Origin of the sequence: Streptomyces sp. CC53 (assembly GCF_001865245.1) — a bacterium.
In the GTDB taxonomy this organism is placed as follows: Bacteria; Actinomycetota; Actinomycetes; order Streptomycetales; family Streptomycetaceae; genus Streptomyces.
The window spans coordinates 1-23,457 of sequence record NZ_MKXB01000159.1; the positions used below are offsets into that span (position 1 = coordinate 1).

Consider the following 23,457-nt stretch of genomic DNA (forward strand, 5'->3'; position numbering starts at 1 on the left):
CCGGTGCCGGACGCCGACCGCCGGCGCCGCGCCGGCCACCCCCGCACGGACCGGCTCCGTCGCGCTGTGTGCCGGCCGCCTGCGCCGCGGGCGGAGCCGCCGCACCGGACGGCGGCCGCTCACCGCGCCCCTTCGAGCAGCGCCACCGGCCGGTGCGCGAACAGCTCCGCCAGCGGCACCGGACGCCCGCCGTCGACGGCCCCGGCGTCCGGCTCCGCCAGTGCGTCACGCCACCGCCCCGGCGGCAGCGGCAGCGCCGTACCGGCCCAGCCGCCCGCCTCCGTGAGCCGCAGCGACAGCCGGGTCACCGCCACCACCACCCCGCCCGAGCGGCAGAAGGCCACGCAGTGCCCGGCCGCCGGGCCCTCCGCCGCCAGCGGCACATACGTGCCCGACGCCCCGAACACCTCCGGACGCCGGCGGCGCAGCGCCAGCACCGCCCGCGTGAGCGCCGTCTTCTCGTCGGGCGGCACCTGCCGGAACGGCGCCCGGTTGTCCGGGTCCACCAGCGCCTCGTACACCGCCTCCGTGCCCTGGTACAGATCCGGTACGCCCGGCATCGCCAGGTGCAGCAGCGCCGCGCCCAGCACGTTCGCCCGGACGTGCGGGGCGAGCTCCCGGGCCAGCTCGGCCACGGTGTGCTGCAGCGCCCCGGCCGGACCCGCCGCCAGGAACTCCGCCACGGCCTGCTCGTACTCCGCGTCCTGCTCCGTCCAGCTCGTGTGCAGCCCCGCCTCCCGCGCCGCCTTCAGCAACGCGCCGGCCAGCCGCTCACCGCCGGGCCCGCCCAGCCCCAGGGCCGTCTGCCACGCGGACCAGCCGAGCTGCCCGTCGGGCGCGGGTACCCGCGCCACGTCGCCGAGCAGCTTCGCCCACCGGCCGGGGCACTCCGACAGCACCGCGATCCTGGCCCGCACGTCCGCGCTGCGCTTCGTGTCGTGCGTCGACAGCACCGTCCCCGTCAGCGGCCAGTCCCGGGCGATCCGCGCGCAGTACGTGTGGAACTCCTCCGGCGCCACCGCCGGGCGCCCCGGTTCCCCGCCCACCTCGTTCGCCGACAGCAGCGGCACGTACCGGTAGAACGCCTTGTCCTCCACCGACTTCGCCCGCAGCGCCGACGCCGTCTGGGCGAACCGGGCCCGGAACGCCCGCTGGGCCGGCCCGTCCCCGAGCCGCCCCAGCGCCAGGTCCCGCACCACGTCGACCGCCGCCGACTCCTCCGGCACCGCGAAGGTGCCCTTCGCCGCCAGCGCCGCCTCCTCGGTCAGGACACGCTCCCCGCCGACCCGGTACGGCCGGTACACCGGCACCCGGATCAGCAGCTCCCGCACCGCCGCCCGCAGTGCCCACGGCGCGTGGTCGCGCAGGGCCGGCGAAGCGGCGCAGACCCGGCCCGCCGTCCGGGTCAGGTGCGCCACCTCCGCCGCCAGCTCGTGCGTCACCACCTTGTACGCCGCCCGGCGCGCCGTCGCCTCCCAGTGCCCCCCGCGGTCCCCGGCCGGAGCCGCGACCTGCCGGTACAGCTCCGTCAGCTCCGCCGTGCCCGCCGGGTCCACGAACAGCCCGTCGATCCGGCGCAGCGCGTCGTACCCGGTGGTGCCGGCCACCGGCCAGCCCGCCGGGAGGCGCTCGTCACCGGTGAGGATCTTCTCCAGCACGATCCAGCAGGCCCCGCCCGTCGCCTCCCGCAGCGCCTCCAGGTACCCGTCCGGGTCCGCGAGCCCGTCCGGGTGGTCGATCCGCAGCCCCTCCACGACCCCGTCCCGCACCAGCTCCAGGACCTTGCCGTGGGTGGCCGCGAACACCTCCGGGTCCTCCACCCGCACCCCGATGAGGTCCGAGACGGTGAAGAACCGCCGGTAGTTCAGCTCCGTGCGGGCCAGCCGCCACCACACGGGCCGGTACCACTGGGCGTCCAGCAGCTCCGGCAGCGGCAGGCCCGCCGTGCCCTCCCGCAGCGGGAACACCTGCGTGCCGTGGCGCAGCAGCCCCTTCCCGGAGTCCACCCGCAGGCCGTCGAGGAGGTCCCCGATCCGGGCCGGGAGCACCGGCAGCAGCACCTTGCCGCCACCCGCGTCCCAGTCGATGTCGAACCAGCGCGCGTACGGGGACGCCGGCCCGTCCCGCAGCACCTCCCACAGGGGCCGGTTGTGCGGCAGCGCGGCGGCCATGTGGTTCGGCACCAGGTCCACGACGAGCCCCAGCCCGTGGTCCCGGGCGGTGGCCGCCAGCGCCCGCAGCCCCTCCTCGCCGCCGAGTTCCTCCCGCACCCGGCCGTGGTCGGTGACGTCGTAGCCGTGGGTGGACCCGGGCACGGCCTCCAGGACGGGTGACAGGTGCAGATGGGTGACCCCGAGGGAGGCCAGGTACGGCACGGCTCCGGCGGCCGCGGCGAAGGGGAACTCCGGCTGGAGCTGGAGCCGGTACGTGGACGAGGGGGCGACAGGCGCGTGCGGCGTCATGCGAACGTACGTACCCGGCTGCGCGGCGGGTCTCTCATCCCCCCGTCCGGCCACTGCGCCGAACGGCCCAACGGCGCGGGCGGCCGGACGGGCCTCGGCGGCCCGGCCCGCGGCCACCCCGCGGGCCGCAGGCCGGGCGGGCGCGCGGGCCGCTCCGGGTCACGCCGGGCGGCGCAGCACCGCCAGACTGCGGCCCACCAGCGTGAGCCGGTCTCCCGCCGCCACCTTGTCGCCCTGGCCGGGGGCGACGCCCTCCGGGACCGCGGTGTCGACGACCACCTGCCACTGCCGGCCGTGGTTGACGGGGACGACGAACTCCTTCTCGTCCGGACTGGCGTTGAACATCAGCAGGAAGGAGTCGTCCGAGATCCGTTCCCCGCGCGGCCCCGGCTCCGAGATCGCGTGCCCGTTCAGGAACACCGACAGCGCCCGCGCGGAGGCCGCCTGCCAGTCCCGGGCCGTCATCTCCCGGCCCTCCGGGGTGAACCACGCGATGTCCGACAGGTCGTCGTGCGTCCCCTCCACCGGTCGCCCGTGGAAGAACCGCCGTCGCCGGAAGACCGGGTGGTCGCGGCGCAGCCACACCATCGAACGGGTGAACTCCAGCAGTGCCCGCGCCTCGGCCTCCTCCGCGGCCCCGCCCCCGTCGTCCTCCTCCGCCTCGCCGGCCGCGGCGCCCGGCCAGTGCACCCAGGCCAGCTCGCCGTCCTGGCAGTAGGCGTTGTTGTTGCCGTGCTGGGTCCGGCCGAACTCGTCGCCGTGACTGATCATCGGCACGCCCTGCGACAGCATCAGCGTGGCGATGAAGTTGCGCATCTGCCGCATGCGCAGCGCCCGGACGCCCGGGTCGTCGGTCGCGCCCTCCGCCCCGCAGTTCCACGACCGGTTGTGGCTCTCGCCGTCGCGGTTGCCCTCGCCGTTGGCGTCGTTGTGCTTCTCGTTGTACGAGACCAGGTCCCGCAGGGTGAAGCCGTCGTGGCAGGTCACGAAGTTCACCGAGGCCAGCGGCCGCCGCCCGTCGTCCTGGTACAGGTCGGACGAGCCGGTCAGCCGGGACGCGAACTCCGCGAGCGTCCTCGGCTCGCCGCGCCACAGGTCGCGGACGGTGTCCCGGTACTTCCCGTTCCACTCGGTCCACAGCGGCGGGAAGTTCCCCACCTGGTAGCCGCCCTCCCCGACGTCCCAGGGCTCGGCGATCAGCTTCACCTGGCTGACCACGGGGTCCTGCTGCACCAGGTCGAAGAACGACGACAGCCGGTCCACCTCGTGGAACTGCCGGGCCAGGGTCGCCGCCAGGTCGAAGCGGAACCCGTCGACGTGCATCTCCGTCACCCAGTAGCGCAGCGAGTCCATGATCAGCTGCAGCACGTGCGGGGACCGCATGAGCAGCGAGTTCCCGGTGCCGGTGGTGTCCATGTAGTAGCGGGGGTTGTCCTCCACCAGCCGGTAGTACGAGAGGTTGTCCAGGCCGCGGAAGGACAGCGTCGGCCCCAGGTGGTTGCCCTCCGCGGTGTGGTTGTACACCACGTCGAGGATCACCTCGATGCCCGCCTTGTGCAGCGCCCTGACCGCCGACTTGAACTCCAGCACCTGCTGCCCGCGGTCGCCCCAGGAGGCGTACGCGTTGTGCGGGGCGAAGTAGCCGATGGTGTTGTACCCCCAGTAGTTCGCCATCCCGGCGTCCACCAGGCGGTGGTCGTGGACGAACTGGTGCACCGGCATCAGCTCGATCGCCGTCACGCCCAGCTCCGTCAGGTGCTCGACGATCGCCGGGTGCGCGAGGCCCGCGTACGTGCCGCGCAGCTCCTTCGGCAGCGCCGGGTGCGTCATGGTGAGGCCCTTCACGTGGGCCTCGTAGATCACCGTCCGGTGGTAGTCGGTGCGGGGCGGCCGGTCGTCGCCCCAGTCGAAGTACGGGTTGACCACCACCGACGACATCGTGTGCGGCGCGGAGTCCAGGTCGTTGCGCGAGTCCGGACGGCCGAAGTGGTAGCCGTACACCGCCTCGTCCCAGTCGATGGCCCCCGCCATCGCACGTGCGTACGGGTCGAGGAGCAGCTTCGCGGAGTTGCAGCGCAGCCCCTGCTCCGGGGCGTACGGGCCGTGGACCCGGAACCCGTAGCGCTGGCCCGGCATCACCCCCGGCAGGTACGCGTGGCGCACGAAGGCGTCGGTCTCCCGCAGCTCCACCGCGGTCTCCGAGCCGTCCTCGTGCAGCAGGCACAGCTCGATGCGGTCGGCGGCCTCCGAGAAGACCGCGAAGTTCGTCCCGGCGCCGTCATAGGTGGCACCGAGGGGGTACGCCTGTCCCGGCCAGACCTGCATAGGCGCGTCTCTTCCACTTCGATCCGGCGAATCGGTTCCGCTCGATCCTCCACCAAAGTGGGCCCGCCGCCTAGCATGCCCGACGGTGCTACCGGGTGACCCGGGGGCCGGGCCCCGGTCAATCCCGCGTTCCACGGGGTCCCTCGCGGCGCGGAACGCCCGCGCGTCCCGGGCGAGCCGCACGGCAGCCCGATCGGGCCGCCGCGCGGCCTTCCCGGAGCGCGGTCCACCACTATGAATCGGCTCACTCCGACCGTCCGCGCGGCCCGGAACACCGGCCTCCGCGAACGAGGTTGGGAAAGTGAGGCCACCCATCCGGCTGCACTCGCTCCCTCTCCCGGAGTAGTCTCCTTGATCGTTGGAGATCGGTGTGTGAAAGAAGCAGAAGGCGGTGCGCGGGTGAGCTCGGGAGGGCTGGAGCTGCCCCCAGGCGACTCGGGTCATGGCGACTCGGGACACGGCGACGCAGACCACGGCGACGCAGGTCAAGAGGGGAACTCCACAGAACCCGCTGATGTCCCGCCCGGCGCGGTCTCCCTCGCCCGGCCCATGGAGATCGGCGCGGAGCTGGAGTGGGACGCCGAGGACTGGAGGGAGGTCCGCACCCGCGCACAGCGGGCGGGACGCGCCTACATCTGGCTCAATCTCGTCGAACAGCGGCTGCGGGCGGTGGTGGCAGCCGTGCTGCGGCCCATCTACGAACCCATGCACGGCGACGACTGGGTGGTGGCCGCCGCGGGGCCCGCGGGGCAGGAGTGGGTGCAGCGGGCGGTCGCCGTGCGGGAGGTGTCCCGCCGCAAGGGCTACCTGCTGGACCCGGCGGACGACAACGTCCTCAGCTTCCTGACGCTCCCGCAGCTGCGCGAGCTGATGGTGCAGCACTGGCCCTGCTTCGCGCCGTACTTCGACGAGCGCCGCGAGGTCGAGCTTGCCCTCGACGAGCTGGAGGTCACCAGGAACGTGGTCTCCCGCAACCGGGCCCTGTCCCGGACGGTCCTGGACCAGGCCGAGCGGGCCTCCGCGCGGCTGCTGGAGATCCTCGGCAGCAGCACGGGCGTGCCGTCCGCGCACCGGCTGCCGGTCGACGCCGTCGAAGACCTCGTGGGGGACCGGTACGCGGACGTGGTGTCGGTGCACCCCGACCGCGTGCGCCTCCAGCGGCAGCTTCCCGCCGAGGACCTGTTCGGCGGGGCGCGTCGCCTCGACGCCATCGGCATAGGCCTCAACCTGCTCGTGCAGAACTTCTCGGGCCGGCGGCTGGTGCGCCTCGCCGAGTCCGGGTGCCGCGTGCGGCTGCTGTTCCTCAACCCGGCGAGCAGCGCCGTGAAGCGGCGGGAGCGGGAGCTCGGCATCAAGAAGGGCGAGCTGAGCCGGTCCGTGGAGATGAACATCCTGCACATGCGACGCGTCCGCTCCCGACTGCGGGACCCGGGGGCCTTCGAGATCCAGGTGTTCGACGAGACGCCCCGGTTCACCGCCTACCTGGTCGACGGTGACGGGCCGGACGGGGTCGGCATCGTGCAGTCGTACCTGCGGCGGGCCCGCGGCATGGAGGCACCGGTGCTGGTGCTGCGGGGCGGGCGGAGGCCGGTCGTCACCTCGAACAGGGACACCGAGCACGGCCTTTTCGAGACATATCGGGAGGAGTTCGAGTCATTCTGGGTGGATTCGCGCCCCGTGTCATGAGGAGCGGGAGCATCGCCCCCGGGCGATGTCAGTGGCGCGTGCGAGGGTGAAGACCCACTGGGGGAGGGGCCGCCCGAAGAGCGGCACCACGAAGGAGGATCGCATGCGCTGGCATGGGCAGGCACTGGTCGGGTTCGACCTGGAGACGACGGGCACGGACCCGCAGGAGGCGCGGATCGTCACCGCCGCGGTCGTCGAGATGCGGGACGGGTCGGTCCTCGCGCGCCGCGAATGGCTCGCCGACCCCGGCGTCCTCATCCCCGCCCAGGCGTCCGCGATTCACGGCATCAGCAGCGAGCGCGCCGCCGCCGAGGGCCGGCCCGCCCGCGAGGTCGTCGACGAGGTGGCCGCCGCCCTCACCGCCCACTGGCAGCGGGGTGTCCCCGTCGTCGCCTACAACGCCGCCTTCGACCTGACGCTGCTCGCCGCCGAACTCAGGCGGCACGGCCTGCCGTCGCTGGGGGACCGGCTGGGAGGTGCCGCCATAGGCCCGGTCATCGACCCGTACACCATCGACCGGGCCGTCGACCGGTACCGGCGCGGCAAGCGGAACCTGGAAGCGGTGTGCGCCGAGTACGGCGTCGTGCTCGACGGTGCCCACGAGGCGGCCGCCGACGCACAGGCCGCGGTGCTCGTCGCCTGCGCGATAGCCGAGCGGCACCGCACGGTCGCCGCCCTCAGCCCGGGGGAACTGCACACCCGGCAGGTCGAGTGGTACGCGTCGTGGGCGGCGGACTTCCAGGCGTTCCTGCGCCGCAAGGGCTCCCCGGACGCCGTCGTCGACCCCCAGTGGCCGCTGCGCGAGCCGGAGTCGGAGATGGCCGCCGGCTGACGCCGCGCGCGGGCCGCCCGCGCCCCGGCACGACCGACCCTTCGGGAGCACGGTCGAGCAGCCCGGAAGCAGCCGCCCCGTCCCGCCCGCGGCCGTCGCGCCCCCGCGCCCCGCGCCACCTGCTTCCGCGCGGAAGACCAGCTCGACCGCCCCGCCCCACGCGGTCCGCGCCCGTACGCGGGCGCCCCGTTGCCCGCCCTGCCCGACACGGCCGTGGCCCGCCACCCGCCGACGGCTGCTTCCCCCGGGAGCCCCGTTGCCCGCCGTGACCGTGGCGGCCGCTGCCCCCGCCCCAGGCGAGGCCGGCCGGACCCGCGGTGTCAGGGCGTCTTGGCGACCTCCTCGAAGTGGCCGCGGAAATACGGCACACCTTGCCTGATCTGCCACAGGAACAGCGAGGCCGTACCCTCGAAGGCCGTGGTGCCCTGGCTGAAGGCGATCGTCTTGGTGATCCCCCGGTACGAGATGCGGCGGAGCTTCCGGCGCAGCCCGCCCGCCGCCACGTCCGCGTGCTCCTCGGCCAGCTGCCGCATCGCCTCGGCCGCCGCGAGGACCGCGTCGTACGCCTCCGCGGCGAGGCGGTCGACGGGCGCGTCCGCCTCGAGACCCCAGCGGGCGCGGTAGTCGGTCGCGAACCGGCGGGCCGTGTCGAGCCGGGCGGGATCGACGTAGCTGGTGCCGAAGAACCAGCCCTCCGCCGCGTCGCCGGCAGCCGCCAGGAACAGCGGCCCCAGCGCGTACTCGACGCCGCCCCGGTAGCCGGCGAAGCCCTGTGCCGCCAGGGCCCGGGCGCACAGGGCGGCGCGGCGCTGGGAGATCCCTGCGTACAGCACGCCGTCCGGACGGGTGGCCAGCGCCTCGCGCACCACGGAGGCGAAGTCCTCGCTGTCGGCGGCGATCCGGTGGCCCGTCACCGCCGCGCCGTTCGGCGGATGCATGCGCCGGGCCCGCAGGATGCGCCACGCGTAGTCGCCGGCATCGCGGTCCTCCACGACGGCGACCCGGGCCACCCCGCGCAGCACGAGGTAGCGGACGTACGGCACCTCCAACGTGTCGTGCAGCGGCCGCATCTCGAAGTAGCCGGGGTCGCTCAGCTCCTCGGACACGTCGCCCTGCTCGACGCCGGTCGCCACACTGATCAGCACCGCGCGATGGCTGTGGTACGTGCCGGCGACGGCGGCGACGGTCTCCCGCGAGGTCGGACCGAGCACGGCCACGGCACGCTCGGCGACCAGGGCCCGGGCCGCCGCGCCGGCGGCGCCGGCGTCACCGCGGTCGTCGCGGACCTTCAGCACCAGGTCGAAGGGGCGCTCGGAGCGCCGGTTGAACTGCTCGACGGCCAGCCGGGCGCCCTGTTCCTGCGCCCGGCCGATCGCCCCGGCCGGGCCGGTGAGGTCCGCGTGGACGCCGATGACCCAGCGGCGCTCCCGGGCGCCGGCGCCCGTCCTCGCGCCGCCCGCGTCGCCGCTCCGGCCGTAGAGCGCACGGGCGCCGACGGCCGCGCCGGCCGCCAGGACGGCCCCGCCCGCGGACAGCAGGAACCTCCTCCTGCCGGGTGCCCGGCGCCCCTCCGGCGGCGCTCCCGGCTCGGTCGGGTCGATGTCGGGCAGGGCCAGCATCCGCGCCGAGCGTTCCGCGATGGTGCGGACGACGGGTGCGGGCAGCCAGTCCGGCGGCTCCGCCTCGGCGTCCGCGGTGAGGCGGTCGGCGACGTCCTCGGCGGCGGGCCGCTCGGCAGGGTCCTTGGCGAGGCACCGCCGTACGAGGGGGAGCAGCGGCTCCGCACCCGTCGACGTCGGGATCGTCGTGGACCGTGCGGTACAGCAGGGCGTCCGGGGTACCGGTGCCGAACGGGGGCGGCCGGTCGCGGCGAAGGCGAGGAGGCAGCCCAGGGAGAAGACGTCGGAGGCGGGGCCGATGTCGGCGGCGCGGGCCGCGGCCTGCTCCGGTGCGAGGAAGCCAGGCGTCCCCACCACCACGTCCGCGGAGGTCAGTCCCGTCTCACCGGCCACGCGGGCGATGCCGAAGTCGATGAGGCGGGGCCCGTCGACGGCGAGCAGGACGTTGCCGGGCTTGACGTCGCGGTGGACGAGCCCGGCCTCGTGGACCGCGGCCAGGGCGCGGGCGACGGCGCCGCCGAGGACCCGCACGCTCCGCTCCGGCAGCGGGCCGTGCGCGTGGACCGCCTCACCGAGGGAGGGGCCGGGCACGAAGGCGGTCGCCATCCACGGCTCGGGGGCGTCGGGGTCGGCCCCGGTGACGGGCACCGCCCACGGGCTGGTCACCCGGCGCGCGGCCTCCACATCGCGGCGGAAACGGGCCCGGAAATCGGCCTGGTCCGCCCGGTCGGCGTGGGTGACCTTCACGGCGGCGAGCTCTCCGCCCGCGGTGCGGCCGAGGTACACCACGCCCATGCCGCCGGCGCCCAGGCGGCCCAGGAGGCGGTAGCCGGCGAGGGAGGACGGGTCTGCGGGCAGCAGCGGCTGGAGGGCTGCCGCGGCCCTGGCGCGGCCCCCCGCTCCGGGGATTCCGTTCACCGCGGGGCCTCCAACTGCGCCTTGGCCCGGTCCGTCATGGCGACGAGCGCCTGCACCTGGGCGTGGGTGACCTCCTGCTCGCCGTGGCCGGGCGCGCCCTTCACGACGGTGGCGACGGTCACCTGGCCGACGCGGGACTGGAACCACGTGTACTTCTGACCGCCCTTGAAGGCCGAGGAATGGTACGTGCCCATCTCGCCGAGCGAGTCGGTGGCCGTGAAGTTGCCGCCGGTGCCGAAGGGGCTGCCGATGGAGCGCAGAGCGGTGACCCGTTCCCCCGGGCCGAGGATCTGGTCGGGGCAGCGCAGGGCCTCCTCCAGCATCCGGGCCATCTCCCAGTCGGCGTCGGTCTCCGTACGGTGGACGGTGACGGTCGCGGCGACCCGCAGCGTGGCCCGCCCCGCGGAGGCGGGGACCTCACTGCGGGCGGTGACGCTGTGAAGCACCGGGGCAGGGCTGACGCCGGTGCGCCAGGTGCAGTCGCCGCCGAGGACGGGCCAGAACCCGTCGGCCAGATGCGGGACGCGCTCGACGTAGTCGGCGCCCCACGCGTCAGGCCCGGCGACGACGGCGAGGGCCATCCGGCGGGCGTCGGCGGCCGTCTCCGGCGCGCGCCCCGGGTCCGGGGTGAAGCCGAGGGCGGTGGGTGTCACCGGAGCGGACGGCGCGGCCGCGGGCGCCTCCGCCGCGGGCGGCGAGGACCCGCGGGTGCCTGCTCCGGCACCCGGCTGCGTATCCGCCGTCCCCTTGGCGGTCCTGCCGCCTTCCGACGAGCAGCCCACCACCAGGACCACGGCTGCTGCCGACAGGGCGCCGCAGGCGCGCAGCAGTCCTCTCCCGGACTCCGCCACGATCTCCCCCACGTACGGTCACGGACCCACCGGCTGGTGAGCGGATCGTACGCCGCGGCACCGACAACGGGGCCCGAGCGCAAAGGCGTTGGGACGAAGCGGTGACCTCGTCACGAGCGCGTCCGGGTACGGTGCGCGCTGCGGCGGGCGCGCGTCCCCCGGGCGGCGTGCGTCCGGAGTGCAGGCGGCGCGGTGCGCCCCCGCGTCAGAACGCGTACCAGCGGACCTCCGGGTCCCCGTCCCGCAGCGACGCGACCCGGCGTCGGAACTCGGCCAGAGCCCGCGGATCGGACGGCGCGTGCTGGGCGACCCACGCGCAGCTCGCCGTCTCCCGCGCCCCGCGCAGCACGGCGCAGCCGTCCCACTCCCGCACGTCCCAGCCGTACGCCGCGGTGAACGCCCCGTACGCCGCCGGGTCGAGGCCGTAGCGGTCCCGGGCCAGGGCGAGCACCACCAGGTCGTGCTCCCGCAGATCGATGGCGAAGGTCTCCAGATCCACCAGCACCGGCCCCTCCGGGCCCACGTGCACGTTGCGGGGCAACGCGTCCCCGTGGACAGGTCCCGGCTCCAGACGGGGCACGAGCGCGCCGGCCGCGGCGGCGTACGCGTCCCTCCGCTCCCGCAGGTACGCGGCATCCGCCGGGTCGACCGCGTCACCGGCGAGCCGCAGCCACCGCTCCACGCCGCTCAGGAGGTCCCGCGGCGGCAGCGGGAACGGCGGCGCGGGCAAGGCGTGCACCCGGCGCAGCAACGGCGCCAGGTCCTCCGGTCCCGCGGGGCGTACGGCCGCGGGCAGCCGGTGCCACACGGTCACCGGGTGGCCCGCCACGAGCCGCGCGTCCGGAGCCGCCGCGCGCACGGCGGGAACCCCGGCCTCGGCCAGCCACCTCGCCACGGCCACCTCGCGCCGCGCACGCCCCAGCAGCTCGCGGTCCCGCCCCACCTTCACGACGAGGCCACCGACCTCGAACACCGCGTTCTCCCCGAGGGCCAGCAGCTCCGCGCCCCCGCCGCGCGACCCGTACCCGGCGGCCCCGAGGACCTCCCGTGCCCGCGTCTCGTCCATGCCGCTCCTCGCTTGACCTGCCCGGTTCGTGCCATCCGTTGCGTGCCGTCCGGTGCGTGGCATGCGGTGTGTGCCATGCGGTGCGTGCCATGCGGCGTTCCGTCCGGATCGCGGCGTCCGGGTAGTGGTGTACGGCGTGCCCGGCCGCCGCCGCCCAGTCTCCCACCGCCTCCCCGCCCTTCGGCGCCCTCGCCTGCCGCCCGCCGCCGAACGGGCGGAGCCGGCGGCCCGCGCCCCCGCGCCTGCCGCGCGGCGCCCCGGCCCGCTGCCGAGCCGCCCCCCGAACGCCCGCCCTGACGTCCTTCCGTCGCGGCGCGGAGGCGTGGGGCGCCGTAGGGGGGCATGGGGCCCCGCTCGTCGACCGCGCCCGCAGAACGGAGTCCGTCCGGGGAGGATCAGTAAGGTGGCGGCCATGACCACCACCCGCTACGCCGCGCTGCTGCGCGGGGTCAACGTCGGAGGGGCCAAGAAGGTCCCGATGGCCGAACTGCGCACCGTGCTCACCGGCCTCGGCCACCAGGACGTGCGGACCTACCTCCAGTCCGGCAACGCCGTGTTCAGCGCCGGCTCCGACGTCGGCGAGGCGGCCCTCGCCGAGGACCTCGAAGCGGCCCTGGAGCAGCGCTTCGGGTTCCACGCCGACTGCCTCGTCCGCAGCGGTGCCTACCTGCAGGGCGTCGTCGACGCGTGCCCCTTCCCCGCCGCCGACCTGGAGCCGAGGCAACTGCACGTCACCTACTTCTCCGCACTCGTCACCCCCGAGCGTTTCGCCTCCGTCGACCAGGACACCTTCCTCCCCGAGGAGTTCCGCCTCGGGGAACGCGAGCTGTACCTGTACGTCCCCGACGGACTCGGCCGCTCCAAGCTCGCCGACACCCTGGCCCGTCCAGCGCTCCTCAAGGGCCTCACCGCCACCACCCGCAACTGGAACACCGTCGTCAAGCTCGCCGAGATGACCCAGCCGTAGCCGCCCGTCCCACACCGGCCGCACGTGGCGCGGTCGCCGCCCACCCCGGCCCCGTCGTCCCCTGGCCTCCACCCGCCCCGCGCCGAGCGGCGCCGGAACCGGGCGGCACCCCGGTGCCCCGCGCCGTGCACCAGGCCCTCCTCGCGGCGGCGCGCGCCCGCAACCGCACCGTGCCGGCCCCGGCGGTGGCTCCTACACGAAGGCCCGAGCCCCGCTGCGGGCGGCAGGACGGAAACCGTCAGGTCTGGCGCACCGGCTCGTACGCGTCGGCGGCCAGTCCGAACGTCCAGGCCACGCCCTCCTTCGCGGTCCGGGTCTCCGGCGGCACCCGCAGCCAGTACGTCCGGTACGTCCCGTCCGGCTCGGGTGTGGAGTTGACCACCTCGACCATCACCACGTCCTCGTCGCCCTCCAGCGGTATCCGCCACAGCACCCCCGCCGCGTCGCGGTCCACCGGGCTCGCCCCGGACTCCCGCAGGTAGCGCTCGTAGCCGTAGTGCTCCAGCATCACCCGGCGCAGCTCGGCGTTCTCCTCGTCCCTGATCCGCTCCGGCGTGAGCGAGGCGAGCTCCGCGAGGAACGCGCCGGGCACCGGCATCCCCCGCCACGCGTGGAGCCGGAAGCCGTCCGGGTACGCGAGGGCGGGACCGTCGCCCCGATCGAGCCGGCCCGCCTCGTCCCGGTGCAGTTCCACCGGCCGTTCGCAGACCACGGCCAGCCGCTCGTACGGCCACCACCAGCCCGCCGCGCCCGCCACCGCGGCCAGCCCCTCCAGGGGCGTGCCCTCGACCGGGTCGAACGCGCACAACCACGGCGCGTCGTGCTGTCCCAGCACCGCGTCGAGCAGCAGCAGCCGCGTCGCCGACTCCTGGGCGGGCCCTTCGGCGACCTCCTCCACCAGGCCCGTGCGGACCCGGTCCACCAAGGCCTGCACCGACTCCCAGAGCCCCGCCCCCGTCGCGTTCCAGTGCTCGCTCCAGCCGCGCGGCCCGAGCCGCCCGTGCAGCCGGGCCCGCTCAGCGGCCCACGGCGTGCTGCGCACCGGGTCGCGCACACTGCGCCCGCGTGTGGCCGGCGCCGCCTCCGGACCGCCGGGGCCCAGCAGCCTGAGGGCCTCACGGGGCGACCCCGCCCACACGATCCGCTCGGGCCCCGCGAGGCCCGCGGTGCGGTAGGCGAGGCGCACACCGGCCTCGGCCGCGTCCCGGTCGGCACCGCCCGTGGCGGCCGCGACCGCCCTCCAGTACGTCTGACCCGTCATCTCCAAGCCCTTCCCCACTCCCTGTCCACCCCGGCCCGACGTCAGTCCGCGACGATCCGCACCGAGCCCGGCACGTACTCCCGCTGCCGCACCACCCGGTACCAGCCCTTCGGCAGCGGGATCGGCGCGTGCTCCTCGTGCACCACCCGCCCGCCGTCCGGCAGGTGCAGCACCATCGGGCCGAACGGCCCCGGTTCCCGCACCAGCCGGCCCGGGCCGACCACGGCATGCGCGTGACCCGTCACCTCTCCCAGCGCCAGCACCATCCGCCCCCGCGGGTCCCTCGGCACCTCGGCCGCGTCCGCGACGTGCGGCGGCACCGCCGACTCCGCGACCGGAACGATCAGCACATCCCCCTGCCGGTACACACCCGTCCCCTTCCTGCGACCGGCGCCCACCGCGCCGTGCTGTCTCCGACCGTAGGGGGCGGGACTGACAACGCCGTCCCACCCGCCCCGGCCACGGGCGCTGTCAGTGCGGCCTGTTACAACTTGCAGCACAGCCGGACAGCGAGTCGCGAGGAGCGGGCGGACATGCACACTACGGGGCACCTGACGGAGTCGTACGGACTCCCCGTCTTCGACTTCCCCCGGCCGGGGGAGGCGCGCGACATCGTGCTGCCCGAGGCCGACGCCGTCGCCTGGCGGATCGGCGCCGACGCCTACGACAGCGAGGAGAGCTGGCCGGAGGCGTTCGCCCGGTTCGCCGCGGCCGTCGACACGACCCGGGTCCGGTCCCTCGTCGTCGGCGCGTGGGAGGAGGCGTACGAGGACGGGCCCGAACCGGTCCTCGCCGCACTGCTGGAGGCCCGGGCCGAGCTGCCCGCCCTGCGGGCGCTGTTCCTCGGCGACATGGAGTCGGAGGAGTGCGAGATCTCCTGGATCAGCCAGGGCGACGTCAGCCCGCTCCTCGACGGCTTCCCCGACCTGGAGGAATTCGGCGTGCGAGGCGGCACGGGCCTCGTCTTCCCCGCCCTGACGCACCGGCGGCTCAGGTCCCTCACCGTCGAGACCGGCGGCATGCCGGCCGACGCGGTCCGGGGCGTGGCGGCCAGCGACCTGCCGGCCCTGGAGCGCCTGGAGCTGTGGCTGGGCACCGCGAACTACGGGGGTGACAGCGAACCGGCGGACGTGGCGCCGATCCTGGACGGCACCCGCCTCCCGTCCCTGCGCAGCCTCGGCCTGTGCAACAGCGACTACGAGGACGAGATAGCCGCCGCCGCGGCCTCCGCGCCGGTCGTCGCCCGGCTGGAGACCCTGGACCTCTCCATGGGCGTCCTCACCGACGAGGGCGGCACCGCGCTCCTCGCTGGCCAGCCGCTCACCCACCTCAAGCGGCTGGACCTCAGCCACAACTACCTGAGCGGACCGCTGAAGGAGCGCTTCGAAGAGGTCCTCGGGCGGGCCGGTGTGAGCCTCGACCTGGACAGCGGCCACGCCGACGAGGACGAGTGGGACGGACGGGTCTGGCGGTATGTCGCAGTCGGCGAATAGGCCCGGCGGTCCGTGTTTCGCGGTCGTCGGCAACCCCGAGAACCGCCGCGTCGCCCTGTTCGCCGCGGCGGTGCGGGCGGCCGGGCTGCCCGAGCCCCGCGTCGTGCCCTGGCTGGACGTGCTCCGCGGCGGCGGAGCCGTCTTCGGCGCGGACGAGACCGTACGCCTCGACTCGCCCGGCGAGAACGCCGAAGTGGACCGGCTCCTGCGGGACACGGACGACCCCACCCGGGTCGAGGGCGGCGCCCGCTGGTACGCGCGGTTCACCGCCGCCGTCCGCACCCTGCGCGGGGGCGTGCGGCTCGATGACCCCGGCGAGCTCGCCGTGCTCTTCGACAAGCGGCTCTGCCACGCCGCCCTGGCGGGCGCCGGCGTGCCGGTGCCGGAGTCACCCACCTCCGGGGACCACACGCCCGTGCGCGGCTGGGACGACGTACGCGCCCTGCTGCACGCGCACGCCATGCCGCGGGCCTTCCTGAAACCGGCCCACGGGTCGTCCGCCTCCGGAATCGTCGCCCTGGAGACGGCGGGCCGCGGCCGGATCCGTGCCACCACCAGCGTGGAAGCCGTCGACGGCGCACTCCACAACTCCCTGCGGATACGCCGCAGCACCAGCGAGGTGGAGATCGCCGCCCTCGTCGACGCCCTCGCCCCCGACGGGCTGCACGTCGAGCGGTGGTGGCCCAAGGCGTCCCTCGGCGCGGGCCGCACCGCGGACCTGCGGGTCGTCGTGGTGGCCGGTCGCGCCACCCACGCAGTCGTCCGCACCAGCCGCGCCCCCATGACCAATCTCCACCTCGGCGGTGCGCGCGGCGACCTGACCGCCGCCGTCGACGCGATGGGCCCCCGCTGGGCCGACGCCCTCGACGTCTGCGAACGCGCGGCGGCCTGCTTCCCCGGCACCCTCTGCGTCGGCGTCGACCTCCTGCCGGCCACCGGCTGGCGCCGCTTCGCCGTCGGCGAGGTCAACGCCTTCGGCGACCTGCTGCCCGGCCTCACCGGCTTCCCCGGCGGCGGCGCCGAGCACCTCGGCACCCACGCCGCCCAAGTCGCCGCCGTGCAGAGGCGATACACACCGCACCAGCCCACGAAGGACCACCGTGCCGGCATCTGAGCCCGACGCCCTGCCCGACATGAACCGTATCGTCGGTCGCGACGACCTCCTCCTCGTCACCCTGGACACCCTGCGCTACGACGTGGCCGTCGAACTGGCCGCCGCGGGCCGCATCCCCCACCTCGCCCGGCACCTGCCCGGCGGTGCCTGGGAGAAGCGCCACGCGCCCGGCAGCTTCACCTACGCCTCGCACCAGGCGATGTTCGCCGGTTTCCTGCCCACCCCGGCCGCGCCCGGCCCGCACCCGAGGCTCTTCGCGGCACGCTTCGCCGGCAGCGAGACCACCGCCGGACGCACCTACGTCTTCGACACGCCCGACCTCGTGTCCGGACTCGCCACCGCCGGCTACCACACCGTGTGCATCGGCGGGGTCGGCTTCTTCAACAAGCAGGGCGCGCTCGGAGACGTCCTGCCGGGGATGTTCCGGGAGTCCCACTGGGAGCCCGCGTTCGGCGTGGCGTCCCCCACCTCCTTCGAGGCACAGGTGGCACGGGCCGAGGAGGTCACCGCCCGGGTCCCCCGCGACCGGCGGCTGTTCCTGTTCGTCAACGTGTCGGCCCTCCACCAGCCCAACTGGTTCCACCTGCCGGGCGCGACCCGCGAAGCCGGCGACAGCCGGGCCACCCACGCCGCCGCACTGGAGTACGTCGACCGGCACATCGGCCGCCTCTTCACCGCGATGAGCTCCCGCCGCCGCTGCTTCGCCATCGTCTGCTCCGACCACGGCACCGCCTACGGCGACGACGGATACACCGGTCACCGCCTCGGCCACGAAGCCGTGTGGACCGTGCCGTACGCCCACTTCTCCCTGGAGCCGACCGCATGAACACCTCACGGCCCTACCAGAGCTACGTCTACGCCTACCCCCACAAGACCGCCTACCGGCCCTTCTCCCCAGGGGACCGGCCCGCCCTGCGGGACCTGTGGCGCGGCGAGCGCAAGGACGCCCTGTCGCTGTACCTGCACATACCGTTCTGCGAGGTGCGCTGCGGCTTCTGCAACCTCTTCACCCGCATCGGCGCACCCGACGGTCTCACCGGCCGCTACCTCGACGCGCTCGACCGGCAGGCCGTCGCCGTGCGCGACGCGCTCGGCGACGAATCCGCCGAGCCCGTGCGGTTCGCGAACGCCGCGTTCGGCGGCGGCACGCCCACCTTCCTGACCGCGGACGAACTGGGCCGCCTCTGCGACATCGCGGAGAAGCGCATGGGCGCGGACCTGCGGGCGGTCCCGCTCTCCGTGGAGGTCTCGCCCGCCACGGCCACCGCCGACCGGCTGGCCGTCCTCGCGGAGCGCGGCGCCACTCGGCTCAGCATCGGCGTGCAGAGCTTCGTCGACGACGAGGCCCGCGCCGCCGTACGCCCCCAGCGCCGCGCCGACGTGGAGGCCGCGCTCGGCCGCATCCGCGACACCGCCGTCCCCGTCCTCAACATCGACCTCATCTACGGCATCGACGGCCAGACCCCGGCCACGTGGCGCACCTCCCTCGACGCCGCCCTGGCGTGGCGGCCCGAAGAGCTGTACCTGTACCCGCTGTACGTCCGGCCGCTCACCGGCCTGTCGCGCCGCACCACCCACTGCGACCGCGACTGGGACGCGCAGCGCCTCGCCCTCTACCGGCAGGGCCGCGACCACCTGCTCGCCCACGGCTACGAGCAGGTGTCGATGCGCATGTTCCGGCGGGCCGACGCGCCCCGCAGGGCCCCGACGACCACGCCTGCCAGACCGACGGCATGATCGGCCTCGGCTGCGGCGCCCGCTCCTACACGTCCGCGCTCCACTACTCCTTCGACTACGCCGTCGACATGCACGAGATACGGGCGATCATCGACGGCTACACCGCCACCGAGGACTTCACCCGGGCCGTCAACGGCTGGTACGCCGACGGCGACGAGGCCCGCCGACGCCACCTCCTGCAGTCCCTGCTTCAGGCCCGCGGCATGCCGCTCGCCGACTACCGGGACCGCTTCGGCTCGGCACCGGACGACGACTTCCCCGCCGAAATCGCCGCGTTCGCGGCCCGCGGCTGGCTCGACGGCACCGCGCCCACCGGAGTCCTGCGGCTCTCCGAGGAGGGCCTCGCGCACTCCGACGCCCTCGGCCCCGAGCTGTTCTCCCCGGCGGTCCGAGCCGCGATGGCCGCCTACGAACCGAAGTAGCCGACCCCCATGGACCTCACGATCCTCTACCGCGGCCCCCTCTCGTCCTGCGACTACGACTGTCCTTACTGCCCCTTCGCCAAGCGCCGCGACACCCCCGGCCAGTTGCGCGCCGACCGGGCCGCCCTCACCCGCTTCACCGCCTGGGCGCGGCAGCAGACGGGGGACCGGCTCTCCGTCCTGTTCACCCCCTGGGGCGAGGGACTCGTCCGCTCCTGGTACCGGCAGGCACTCGTCGAGCTGTCGCACACCCCGCACGTCCGGCGGGTCGCCATCCAGACCAACCTCAGCTGCCGCACCGACTGGCTGGCGGACGCCGACCCGGACACCGTCGCCCTGTGGTGCACGTACCACCCGGGACAGACGCCCTACGACCGGTTTCTGGCGAAGACCCGCGACCTCTCCGAGCGGGGCATCCGCTTCAGCGTCGGCACGGTCGGCCTGCCCGAGCACCTGGAGCACGCCCGCCGCCTGCGCGCAGAGCTGCCCCCGCACGTCTACCTGTGGGTCAACGCGGCCGAGGGCCACACCTACACCGACGCGGAGGCCGCCGAGTGGACCGGTCTCGACCCGCTGTTCCCCTACAGCCGCCACCCGCACCGCTCTGCGGGCCTGCCGTGCCGCACCGGCGAGTCCGTCGTCTCCGTGGACGGCGAGGGCACGGTACGCCGCTGCCACTTCGTCCCCGCCCCGCTCGGCAACCTCTACGACGGCACCTACCGCACCGCCCTCGCCCCTCGCCCCTGCCCGCTCGCCCGCTGCGACTGCCACATCGGCTACGTCCACCTGGAGACGCTCCCGCTCTACGACGTCTTCGCGGGAGGCGTCCTGGAACGGATCCCCGCGCACCCCGCCCGTAGCGTGACAGGAGGCTCGTGACCGTCGGCGGCCCGCCGGAAGCGACCGGTTCCTCGGCCGCGTGCGCAGCACGCCCGACTGCCCGGGATGCAGCAGGCCAGGCACCACGACGAGGTGCTGCGGGCCGCCGTCAGGATCCACGCCGCACTGCTGCGTGCCCGACGTGGTCTCTCCCCTGTGCGCCGGGGCGGCCGACGTGCCCGTGCGGCTCGGGGCGCGCTAACCGCTGCCGTCCGGCGGCACCCGGTGAGGACCGCGTCAGACCGCCGCCGCCCACCGCCGTGCGGGCGCGGCTGCGGCGTCGTACCGGAGCAGCAGCAGCCGGGCCAGTTCCGGGCTGGGGCCGAGGACGTCCGCGAGGACGTCGGCGTCCGCCGCGCCCGCCGCGATGCGGTCCGGGAGGCGGCCCGGGGCGATGACGTACGGGGCGACCGCGACGCGCCGCACCCCGTCGGCGCGCAGGGCCCGCACGGCGTCCTCCGTGCGGGGGGACACCGCGGAGGCGAACGCGGGCCGCACGGCGCACCAACCGGCGCGCCGCAGCTCCCGCGCCGTTTCTGCGATCACCGCGTTCGCCTCCGGGTCGGTGGAGCCCGCGGAGGCCAGCACGAGGCCGGTCGCGGACTTGTCGGCGGGTGTCAGGCCCGCCTCGTACAGGCGGCGTTCCACCGCCTGGAGCAGCAGGGGGGACGGGCCGAGCACCTCCGCCCGGCGGACGCGAAGGCTTGCGGGCGCCTCGCGGAGGACCGACGGGATGTCGGCCTTCGCGTGGAAGGCGCGGGTCAGCAGCAGCGGCAGCGCCACGACGTCCCGTACGCCCTGCGCGGCCAGGGACTCCAGGACCGCCGGAACCGACGGGAGGGTGAAGTCGAGGAACGCCGTCTCGACGCGGAGGTCCGGCCGCAGTCCGGCCGTCGCCCGCGCGAGGGCGTGGACGGTCGCGGCGTGCCGCGGGTCGCGGCTGCCGTGGGCGACGACCAGGAGCACGGGAGGAGTCATGGGTTCAGCTCCTGCCCAGCAGGCCGCGGCGGCGCAGCACCCGGCGTTCCAGCGGGCTGAAGACCAGCAGGTCGACGGCGATGCCGACGAGCAGGATGAGCAGGATCGCCAGGAAGATGCCGGGCATGTCGGCGTTGTTGCGGCCGTTGTCGAGCAACTGGCCGAGGCCCAGTCCGAGGTCGGGGGAGGAGGCGATGATCTCGGCGGCCATGAGGGACCGCCAGGAGAAGGCCCAGCCCTGCTTCAGGCCCGCCAGGTAGCCGGGAAGCGCGGCCGGCATGACGACGTGCCAGGCACCGCGCAGGCCGGTGGCGCCCAGGGTGCGGCCGGCACGCAGGAACAGCGGGGGCACCTGGTCGACGCCCGCCACCAGGCCGTTGGCGATCGACGGGACGGCGCCCAGCAGGATCACCGCGAACATCATCCGGTCGTTCAGGCCCAGCCACAGGACCGCCGGCGGCACCCAGGCCACCGAGGGCAGCGACTGCAGGCCGGACAGGATCGGGCCGATGGCCGCCCGGACGGGCCTGACCCGGGCCACGAGCAGGCCCAGTGGCGTGCCGATCGCGAGCGCCAGCACGAAACCGAGCAGCGCCCGGGACACGCTGGTCCACATCACGTCGAACAGGGTGCCCTGCAGCCACATCTCGGCCAGGCTGTCCCACACCGCGGACGGTGACGGCAGCTTGTAGGCGTCGGTGACCTCCGCCCAGACCAGGCCCTGCCAGACGGCGAGGACCAGCGCCACCGCCACCACGGGCGGCAGCACCTTGCTCACCAGCGTCTGGCGGAGCGGCGTCCTGCGGGTCTCCACCGCCTCCAGGGCGTCGAGTCCCGCTTCCAGGTCCTCCAGGTCGTCCGCCCGGCCGCCCGCGTCCTTCCTCGTGTCAGTGCTGGCCATGTCGGCGGATCTCCCCCCGCAGTTGTTCCGTGATCTCCAGGGACAGCTCCGCCACCGCGGCGTCCTCGATGCGGCGCGGCTGCGGGATGCCGACGGTCCACTCCCGGGCGATGCGGCCCGGCCGGGACGACAGCAGCACCACGCGCTGCGCCAGCCGCACGGCCTCCCGTACGTTGTGGGTGACGAACAGCACCGACAGGCCCGTCTCCTGCCAGATCCGGGTCAGCTCGCCGTGCAGCACGTCCCGGGTGATCGCGTCGAGCGCGGCGAACGGCTCGTCCATCAGCAGCAGCCGGCTGTCCTGCGCCAGCGCGCGGGCCATGGCGACCCGCTGGCGCATGCCGCCGGACAGCTCGTGCACGCGCTTGCCGTGGGCGCCGCCCAACCGCACCAGCTCCAGCAGCCGCTCGGCCTCGCCGCGCCGCTCCGCCTTGGGCACGCCCCGCAGCTTCAGCGCCAGCTCGATGTTCTTGCCGGCGGTCAGCCACGGGAAGAGCGCGTGCTCCTGGAACATCAGCGCGGGACGGCCGTCGGTGGCCAGGGTGCCCGAGGTCGGGCGGTCGAGGCCGGCGACGAGGTTCAGCAGCGTCGACTTGCCGCAGCCGGAGGCCCCGAGCAGGGTCACGAACTCGCCCGGCGCGACGTCGAGGCTGATGTCGTCGAGGACGAGCTGCTGCCCCGAGGGTCCGGCGAAGGACTTCGACACGTGCTCCAGACGAGCGGCGTACTCGACCGCGGTGCGGTCCTCGGCCCGGGCCGTCGCGAGTGTGATGGCCACGGTCGTCACCTCCTGTGTGTGCGGTCTCGTACGGTCAGCGGACGCCGAGGCCGGCGTCGGAGGCCGCGGGTTCCCCGGCGGCCGTGCGGGTCCTGTTGAGCGGCCTCAGGTCGTAGATGCCGCTCAGGTCGGGCTTCTCCAGCAGGCCCGCCGCCACCGCGTGGCCGGCCTGGGCCCGCAGGGTGTCGGCCAGCGGGTCGTCCAGGAAGCGGACGGACGCCCAGGCCGGGTCGAGCACCTCGGCCGGCAGCGGCTTGCCCGACACCTTCTGCAGCTGTGCGTTCACCGACTGCTTGGCCCGTTCGCGGTCGGCGTTGATCCACGCGTTGGCCTGCGCCGCGCCGCGCAGCACCGCCTCGACGACGTCCGGATGGGCGTCGAGGAAGCGCTGGGACACCGCGATGGCGGTGATGAGGAACTTCTCGTCCGGCCACAGCGACGCCTCGTCCAGCAGTACCCGGGCGCCCTCGGCGACGAGCTTCGACGCGGTCGGCTCCGGCACCCACGCCCCGTCGATGGCACCGGACCGGTACGCGTCGGGGGCGATCTTGTTGTCGGTGCGGACCACCGACACATCGCCCTTGCCGCTGTGCGGGTCCACCTTCCAGCCCTGCTGAGCGAGCCAGTGCAGCAGGGCCACGTCCTGGGTGTTGCCGTACTGCGGTGACGCGATCCGCTTGCCCTTGACGTCCGCGACCGTGCGGATGCGCTCCGGGTCGACGACCAGCTTCACCCCGCCGGAGGCCGCGCCGCCCACGATCCGCAGGTTGGTGCCGCCCGACCGGACGTAGCCGTTGACGGCGGGGGACGGGCCGAGGAAGGCGATGTCCACGGAGCCGCCGTTGAGCGCCTCGACCGCGGACGGGCCCGCGCCGAACACGGCGGTGGTCAGCCGGGTACCGCGCAGCTCCTTCTGGAAGAAGCCCTCCCGGTCGCCCACCAGCGCCGTGCCGTGCGTGAGGTTCGCGAAGTACCCGACCCGCACCGCGTCCGCCGACAGCTTCGGCCCCTGCGGGGCCACTCTCGGTGCGTCCTTCACCGCCTGCGAGCCGTAGCCGAGGCACGACGTGAGGGCCAGCAGCAGCGGCAGCACCACCGCGGCGGCGAGGGTGCGGCGCCGCGGGTGCGCGGGGCGGGAGGCAGGGGGCACGGGAGGGGTTCCTCTCGT

At 74.9% G+C, this 23,457-nt stretch carries 18 protein-coding genes and 1 pseudogene; 8 read left to right on the plus strand and 11 right to left on the minus strand.

The genetic code is table 11. From position 1 onward, the window contains the following. Positions 1–119 precede the first annotated feature (119 nt). Entirely contained in the window at positions 120–2,462 is a 2,343-nt protein-coding gene (gene treY, locus BJP40_RS18595) for a malto-oligosyltrehalose synthase (RefSeq protein WP_071281318.1), read from the minus strand. 159 nt (positions 2,463–2,621) lie between these two features. Further along, a complete protein-coding gene (gene glgX / locus BJP40_RS18600; protein ID WP_071281319.1) occupies positions 2,622–4,787 on the minus strand; it encodes a glycogen debranching protein GlgX in 2,166 nt (721 codons plus the stop codon). A gap of 399 nt (positions 4,788–5,186) precedes the next feature. Between glgX and BJP40_RS18605 the strand changes: the two genes are divergently transcribed. Together BJP40_RS18605 and BJP40_RS18610 are read left to right on the plus strand one after the other, a co-directional pair. Continuing rightward, complete coding sequence (locus BJP40_RS18605; RefSeq protein WP_079171275.1) at positions 5,187–6,473, plus strand: SAV2148 family HEPN domain-containing protein; 1,287 nt, start codon at positions 5,187–5,189, stop codon at positions 6,471–6,473. A 103-nt stretch (positions 6,474–6,576) separates the two neighbouring features. Further along, positions 6,577–7,305, plus strand: a complete 729-nt coding sequence (locus tag BJP40_RS18610; RefSeq protein ID WP_071281321.1) for a 3'-5' exonuclease — start codon at positions 6,577–6,579, stop codon at positions 7,303–7,305. A 320-nt stretch (positions 7,306–7,625) separates the two neighbouring features. Here BJP40_RS18610 and BJP40_RS18615 read toward each other — a convergent pair whose 3' ends face one another. The 3 genes from BJP40_RS18615 to BJP40_RS18625 form a co-directional block, all read right to left on the minus strand. Beyond that, a complete protein-coding gene (locus BJP40_RS18615) occupies positions 7,626–9,842 on the minus strand; it encodes a bifunctional serine/threonine-protein kinase/ABC transporter substrate-binding protein (protein ID WP_226962380.1) in 2,217 nt (738 codons plus the stop codon). Next, entirely contained in the window at positions 9,839–10,693 is an 855-nt protein-coding gene (locus BJP40_RS18620; protein WP_071281336.1) for a hypothetical protein, read from the minus strand. The genes BJP40_RS18615 and BJP40_RS18620 overlap by 4 nt, the downstream gene beginning before the upstream one ends. Before the next feature lie 205 nt (positions 10,694–10,898). Then, a complete protein-coding gene (locus BJP40_RS18625; protein WP_071281322.1) occupies positions 10,899–11,759 on the minus strand; it encodes a phosphotransferase enzyme family protein in 861 nt (286 codons plus the stop codon). A 412-nt stretch (positions 11,760–12,171) separates the two neighbouring features. On the opposite strand from BJP40_RS18625, the gene BJP40_RS18630 reads away from it, so the two are divergent. Further along, on the plus strand, positions 12,172–12,726 hold the full coding sequence (locus BJP40_RS18630) for a DUF1697 domain-containing protein (RefSeq protein ID WP_071281323.1): 555 nt from the start codon (positions 12,172–12,174) through the stop codon (positions 12,724–12,726). Positions 12,727–12,964: 238 nt separating this feature from the next. On the opposite strand, the gene BJP40_RS18635 is transcribed toward BJP40_RS18630, so the two are convergent. Both BJP40_RS18635 and BJP40_RS18640 read right to left on the minus strand, forming a co-directional pair. Further along, positions 12,965–13,987 (minus strand): DUF6745 domain-containing protein, encoded by a 1,023-nt coding sequence (locus tag BJP40_RS18635; RefSeq protein ID WP_071281324.1) that lies wholly within the window; start codon positions 13,985–13,987, stop codon positions 12,965–12,967. 41 nt (positions 13,988–14,028) lie between these two features. Beyond that, positions 14,029–14,355 (minus strand): hypothetical protein, encoded by a 327-nt coding sequence (locus BJP40_RS18640; RefSeq protein ID WP_071281325.1) that lies wholly within the window; start codon positions 14,353–14,355, stop codon positions 14,029–14,031. Positions 14,356–14,520: 165 nt separating this feature from the next. Here BJP40_RS18640 and BJP40_RS18645 point away from each other — a divergent pair, with 165 nt between their 5' ends. From BJP40_RS18645 to BJP40_RS18665, 5 genes and pseudogenes are all read left to right on the plus strand, one after another. Beyond that, positions 14,521–15,480 (plus strand): STM4015 family protein, encoded by a 960-nt coding sequence (locus tag BJP40_RS18645; protein WP_071266166.1) that lies wholly within the window; start codon positions 14,521–14,523, stop codon positions 15,478–15,480. Then, positions 15,461–16,594 (plus strand): STM4014 family protein, encoded by a 1,134-nt coding sequence (locus tag BJP40_RS18650; RefSeq protein ID WP_071281326.1) that lies wholly within the window; start codon positions 15,461–15,463, stop codon positions 16,592–16,594. Before BJP40_RS18645 ends, BJP40_RS18650 begins: the two co-directional genes overlap by 20 nt. Positions 16,595–16,613: 19 nt before the next feature. Continuing rightward, a complete protein-coding gene (locus BJP40_RS18655) occupies positions 16,614–17,420 on the plus strand; it encodes an STM4013/SEN3800 family hydrolase (protein WP_071281337.1) in 807 nt (268 codons plus the stop codon). Further along, positions 17,417–18,753: pseudogene (locus BJP40_RS18660) on the plus strand (STM4012 family radical SAM protein). The gene BJP40_RS18655 and the pseudogene BJP40_RS18660 overlap by 4 nt, the downstream one beginning before the upstream one ends. A gap of 9 nt (positions 18,754–18,762) precedes the next feature. Beyond that, positions 18,763–19,632 (plus strand): STM4011 family radical SAM protein, encoded by an 870-nt coding sequence (locus tag BJP40_RS18665; protein WP_071266172.1) that lies wholly within the window; start codon positions 18,763–18,765, stop codon positions 19,630–19,632. Between the two features lie 237 nt (positions 19,633–19,869). Here the strand turns inward: BJP40_RS18665 and BJP40_RS18670 are convergent, their stop codons facing one another. From BJP40_RS18670 to BJP40_RS18685, 4 genes are read right to left on the minus strand one after another with little or no spacing between them, the layout of a single operon-like run. Then, positions 19,870–20,610 carry a sirohydrochlorin chelatase gene (locus BJP40_RS18670; RefSeq protein WP_071281327.1) on the minus strand — a complete coding sequence of 247 codons (741 nt, stop codon included), beginning with the start codon at positions 20,608–20,610 and terminating at the stop codon, positions 19,870–19,872. Between the two features lie 4 nt (positions 20,611–20,614). Next, positions 20,615–21,511: an ABC transporter permease gene (locus BJP40_RS18675; RefSeq protein ID WP_071281328.1), complete on the minus strand. Its 897-nt coding sequence runs from the start codon at positions 21,509–21,511 to the stop codon at positions 20,615–20,617. Next, on the minus strand, positions 21,498–22,298 hold the full coding sequence (locus BJP40_RS18680; RefSeq protein ID WP_079171276.1) for an ABC transporter ATP-binding protein: 801 nt from the start codon (positions 22,296–22,298) through the stop codon (positions 21,498–21,500). Before BJP40_RS18680 ends, BJP40_RS18675 begins: the two co-directional genes overlap by 14 nt. 25 nt (positions 22,299–22,323) lie before the next feature. Beyond that, positions 22,324–23,439, minus strand: coding sequence for an aliphatic sulfonate ABC transporter substrate-binding protein (locus BJP40_RS18685; RefSeq protein ID WP_071281330.1), 1,116 nt, complete (start codon positions 23,437–23,439; stop codon positions 22,324–22,326). Positions 23,440–23,457: the final 18 nt, after the last annotated feature.